This is a genomic window from Pseudomonas endophytica (genome assembly GCF_001411475.1).
GTDB lineage: Bacteria > Pseudomonadota > Gammaproteobacteria > Pseudomonadales > Pseudomonadaceae > Aquipseudomonas > Aquipseudomonas endophytica.
In genome coordinates, this window is the sequence record NZ_LLWH01000092.1 from 1 (window position 1) to 4,745 (window position 4,745).

A 4,745-nucleotide genomic window follows, 5' to 3' on the forward strand; every position below is an offset into this window, starting at 1 on the left:
GCGGGTGAGCGTACAACCTTTGACCTGCCACTCAAGCCACTGGGCACTGAGTTTCAACAGTTGGTGTGGCAGGCGCTGACCACCATCGGCTACGCGCAGACCGCCAGCTACGGTCAGATTGCTCAGCAGATCCATCGGCCCAAAGCGTCACGAGCAGTGGGTGCTGCGAACGGGCGCAACCCGATTCCAATTATCATCCCGTGCCATCGCGTGATTGGCAGCAACGGCACCCTGACCGGGTTTGCGGGCGGATTAGCTGCTAAACAATGGCTATTGGGCAGGGAGGCAGCGGCAAGCTACACGTAAAGAATGCAGCTTGCCGCTAAAGTCAGCCTAGACACTCAAACGCATCGACAAATCCACGGCCTTCACATCTTTGGTCATGGCACCAATCGAGATGTAGTCCACACCGGTTTCAGCGATAGGGCGCAAGGTGGAGTCGTTGATTCCACCACTGGCTTCAAGCTTAGCTTTGCCTGCGTTGATACGGACCGCTTCGCGCATATCGTCCAGGCTCAGTTCATCGAGCATGATGATGTCGGCGCCAGCCTCCAGCGCTTCTTTGAGTTCGCTCAGGTTTTCGACTTCAACTTCCACCGGCTTGCCGGGCGCAATTTTGTGCGCGGCGCTGATGGCTTCGGCGATGCCACCGCAGGCAGCAATGTGGTTTTCCTTGATCAGAAAGGCGTCGTACAAACCAATACGATGGTTGTGGCAGCCGCCACAGGTGACTGCATATTTTTGCGCTAAACGAAGGCCGGGCAAGGTTTTGCGGGTATCCAGTAGCTTGACCTGAGTGTCAGCGACTTTATCGGCCAACGACTGTGCGTGGGTCGCAACCCCCGACAACATTTGCAAAAAGTTCAGCGCGCTACGTTCGCCGCTCAACAAGGAGCGGGCAGGGCCTTCAAGATGAAACAGCGCTTGGTCGGGGCTCACACGATCGCCGTCTGCCACTTGCCAATGCACGGCTACCCGAGGGTCTAGTTGGCGAAACACAGTATCGACCCACGCAGTGCCACTGATAACCGCCGCCTCGCGGGTAATAATCGTAGCTTTAGCCAGGCGTTCGGCCGGAATCAGTCGTGCAGTGATATCGCCGCTGCCCACGTCTTCGGCTAACGCACGACGCACGTTAGCTTCAATTTCGGCAGTCAGATCGGCCAGATGTAAATTCGGCATAACGCGCTCCACAAACAAAGTGAGCCGATTATATGACTATGCTGCCATGGAACCCAAGGTGCGCGGTGCGCGGCATAAAACACCCATAACTGTGCGGCTATTGGCAGTTTCAGGATTAATTTGGCCACTCGTTCAATGAAATGGAGAGTGCTGCTGGTACAAGCAGGTTCTTTTCAAGATAATCCGCCTTGTATTTGGCGTCATAGCTTTGACGCAATAGTGATGTTCTGATTTCGACTGGCTGGCGAGTGTGTAAACACTCGCCAGCTACTGTCTGTGAGCGTCTGGCCTGACTCATAAGTTAGGCGTGCTTCACTTGTCAGCGAAGAAAACCATTACTGGAGGGCGGGATGCTAAATGACGGGAAAGTGGGGCCGGGGTACAAGGTCTCTACGGAGATGGCGATGCATTCGCCGCTCACCCGACTGCCTGTGATCCTGTTGCAGGTGCATGACAAAGCCGCGCAGCAACTTAAGCATGACCTGCAAGTGCTGTTCGATAATGCCGATGAGGCCTTGTTTGAAATGGCTTACAAAGCTCAGAGTGACGCCGAGCAAAGTCTGTACTTTGAAGCCATGCGCGACGTACGGCTCAAACGTAAACATATCGAGCGTGGTTTCCTTGAGCAGCTTTTTTTCGCGTTCATTCGCTTAACCCAAGCGCAGCTCAGCGAAAGCGCCCTACAAGCACCGGTCTTAAAGCAAAGTTTTTTTTCATTGCAGATCAGTGATTGCGAACGTGATCAGGTGATCAGTGCGATGGTCGCCCAAGTATTGGCACGTGATCAGTCAGCCCTGCGTCAGTTGACCAGTCGCCTGAGCACGCTAAGTTGGGTGACGCTCAATGAACACAACAATCCACTAAGCCCTGCCATGCTCTGTGATTACTTTTTGCAGGCCGAGCGTGATCAAGGGATTGACCTCAAGGTCAAGTTGATCATGTTGCAACTCTTCGACAAGTACCTACTTAGTCAAACTTCGCGACTGTACGCCGATGCCAACCAGTTACTCATGGCGACGGGCGTACTGCCCGAATTGACAGAGGAACGCTCCTGCTGCCGTTCAAAGCAAGACGCCCACGATCAAGAGTCTGCGGTAGTAGGCGAAGATGTCGGCCATCTAGTTGGGCTGCTATTTGACTACATAGAAAGCGACCGCAACCTCGCGCCGCCCTTGAAAAGCCTCTTGGGTCAATTGCAAAGACCCATGCTTACCATTGCCCAACTGGACCAGTATTTCTTTAGCAGCGACAGTCATCCTGCCCGCTGTTTATTGAACGTGATGGCGGATGCCGCGGTGGGCTGGGATGACAGTTTGAGTGTTCATAGCGATCCGCTGTATCAAGAGATCGAACGCGTGGTTAAGCAGTTAGTGTGTCATTCCTGTGCAAACAACGTCGACTTACTCGAAGGTTTGTTGCACGACTTCCTAAGGTTTACTCACGTTGAGCGCGGATTGGTCGAGCAGCTTGAACTTCGGACGCGGGCTCGCGAGCAGATGCATGCAAAGACGTTGCGCGCGGTGCAATCAGAGCTGTCGTCATCACTTGATGAACAGGATCACCTAGGGTTATTGCTGGTCAGCCAATTACGTATTGGCACTTGGATCGAACTGCAAGCCAACTCGGTTCGCCATCAGCGTTGCAAGTTGATTGCGATTCTAGAACCTGAGGGGCGGCACATTTTTGTTAATCGCAGCGGCTTAAAGGTGGTGGAAAAGAGCCGCTCCGACTTGGTAGGGCAACTGCGCAGCGGAGCGATTTCGTTACTCGATGATCGCCTGTTGTTCGACCGCGCCCTGAGCTCAATGATTGGCGGCCTATGCCAATACAACGCTCATTAGTTCGCGCCAGGCAGATTGCTCCCCATCGCTTCACTCATCGCGGCATACTGCGCCTTTAGTTCGAGTCGTTGAGGAGCCCGTATGCAACTGAACACCGCAAGCGGTTGGTGCCAAGGCGTACGCCATTGTCCGTCACCTAACTTCAATGCGCGTCCTGACGGCGAGATATCGCTACTGGTTATCCACAACATCAGCTTGCCACCCAGTCAGTTCGGTACAGGAAAAGTGCAGGAGTTTTTCCAGAACCAGCTCGATGCCACTGAACATCCTTACTTTGAAGGGATTCGAGACCTCAAGGTCAGTGCGCATTTTCTGATTGAACGTGACGGCAAAATCACTCAGTTTGTCTCCTGTCTAGATCGCGCTTGGCATGCGGGCGTTTCACATTTTGAAGGACGTGAGAGCTGCAATGATTTTTCGCTCGGCATTGAGCTTGAGGGCACCGATGAGCTGCCATTCACTGACGCGCAGTATGCGTCACTGTTAGCCTTGAGCCGCCAATTACGGGCCGCTTACCCAGAGATTACACCGTCAAGAATATGCGGTCATAGTGACATTGCCCCAGGCCGCAAAACTGATCCGGGGCCAGCTTTTGAATGGATGCGCTTTCGTGACGCGTTGCGGCACACAGGAGATAAGTAATGAGTTTTTTGGTGCTACTGCTGGCGATACTGGTCGAGAAGTTCTCGAGTGTTCGTCAGCGCCTACAGTGTGATGGCGGCTGGTTGCGTGAGCTACACAAACTGGAGTCCAGCCCAAAACTGGCGAACAAACCCTGGTGGGTGCTGGCTGTCCTGATTCTATTTCCGGTTCTTGTCCTTGCTTTGTTGCTCTGGGTATTAGAGCCGGTAGCGTATGGATTATTAGTGTTACCCGTGCACCTGCTGGTGCTGATTTACAGCTTGGGGCGCGGCGACTTGCTGGAGGGGCTGGGGCCGATGCGAGATGCCTGGCGCCGGGCAGACTTGCAAGCAAGTGTGCATGTTGCCGAGCGTGATATCGGCGTGCGCGCCGACAGTGGTGAGCAACTGCTTGAAAAAGTGCAAAGCCATTTGCTGTGGCAGGCTTATCAAAGTTTCTTTGCGGTTATTTTTTGGTACTTCTTGCTCGGACCGGTTGCGGCATTGAGCTATCGTTTGCTCGCGTTGGCGGTCGAGCACGGTAAAAACCCTCAACTGGTTGAGCGTGCTCAGCAGCTGCGGCATGCCTTTGACTGGCTACCGGTGCGCTTACTCGCAGCCAGTTTTGCCTTTATGGGTAACTTTGCAGCCGTGACTCGAGTCATGCTGCACGAACTATTGAGTTGGGACATCAGCGCCGAGCAGCTCATCAACAAAGCTGGGTGCGCGGCGGCTGAAATTCCACCGCCTCAGGTAGGCCCGCAAGGGGTTGCCAGTCTTGATACGCTGTGGGCTTTGCTGCTTCGCTCTGCGGTGCTGTGGTACACCGGCTTTGCCGTATGGACCTTGTTGTTCTAGGTATAAATCCTGTTGCGGGCTTTCCTCGCGGTCTTTTGTTTTCAGGATCAAAAGATCAAGCGATCGCAGCCTTCGGCAGCTCCTACAGTCCGTCGTACTGCCTCACCCCGCGCTGCTTCTGCTTTGTGGACTGCCCCCAAAAAGTTGGACACATATCCAACTTTTTGGGGTTTCAACATGAGCAAGTACACAGAGCAATTTAAGCTCAACGCCATCAAGGCTTATCTTGATGGCACTAAGGGTC

The 4,745-nt window shown here is 53.8% G+C and carries 5 protein-coding genes; 4 read left to right on the forward strand and 1 reads right to left on the reverse strand.

Annotation, left to right across the window (positions count from 1 at the left end; translation table 11 throughout):
• Nucleotides 1-306: methylated-DNA--[protein]-cysteine S-methyltransferase (locus AQS70_RS07700; RefSeq protein ID WP_156355064.1), on the forward strand; the 306-nt coding region annotated here is incomplete at its 5' end.
• A 27-nt stretch (nt 307-333) separates the two neighbouring features.
• On the opposite strand, the gene nadC is transcribed toward AQS70_RS07700, so the two are convergent.
• Nucleotides 334-1,182, reverse strand: a complete 849-nt coding sequence (gene nadC / locus AQS70_RS07705) for a carboxylating nicotinate-nucleotide diphosphorylase (RefSeq protein ID WP_055102278.1) — start codon at nt 1,180-1,182, stop codon at nt 334-336.
• A 404-nt stretch (nt 1,183-1,586) separates the two neighbouring features.
• Between nadC and AQS70_RS07710 the strand changes: the two genes are divergently transcribed.
• From AQS70_RS07710 to ampE, 3 genes are all read left to right on the forward strand, one after another.
• On the forward strand, nt 1,587-3,023 hold the full coding sequence (locus AQS70_RS07710) for a DUF1631 family protein (RefSeq protein ID WP_420912342.1): 1,437 nt from the start codon (nt 1,587-1,589) through the stop codon (nt 3,021-3,023).
• 81 nt (nt 3,024-3,104) lie between these two features.
• Nucleotides 3,105-3,665, forward strand: coding sequence for a 1,6-anhydro-N-acetylmuramyl-L-alanine amidase AmpD (gene ampD, locus AQS70_RS07715; protein ID WP_055102280.1), 561 nt, complete (start codon nt 3,105-3,107; stop codon nt 3,663-3,665).
• Complete coding sequence (gene ampE, locus AQS70_RS07720; RefSeq protein ID WP_055102281.1) at nt 3,665-4,501, forward strand: regulatory signaling modulator protein AmpE; 837 nt, start codon at nt 3,665-3,667, stop codon at nt 4,499-4,501. Before ampD ends, ampE begins: the two co-directional genes overlap by 1 nt.
• The last annotated feature ends 244 nt before the right edge of the window (nt 4,502-4,745 follow it).

Bases quoted from the DNA above. Each gene is read 5' to 3' on its own strand.
- nadC (WP_055102278.1), bottom strand. From the start codon at position 1,182: ATGCCGAATTTACATCTGGCCGATCTGACTGCCGAAATTGAAGCTAAC.
- AQS70_RS07710 (WP_420912342.1), top strand. From the start codon at position 1,587: ATGCATTCGCCGCTCACCCGACTGCCTGTGATCCTGTTGCAGGTGCAT.
- ampD (WP_055102280.1), top strand. From the start codon at position 3,105: ATGCAACTGAACACCGCAAGCGGTTGGTGCCAAGGCGTACGCCATTGT.
- ampE (WP_055102281.1), top strand. From the start codon at position 3,665: ATGAGTTTTTTGGTGCTACTGCTGGCGATACTGGTCGAGAAGTTCTCG.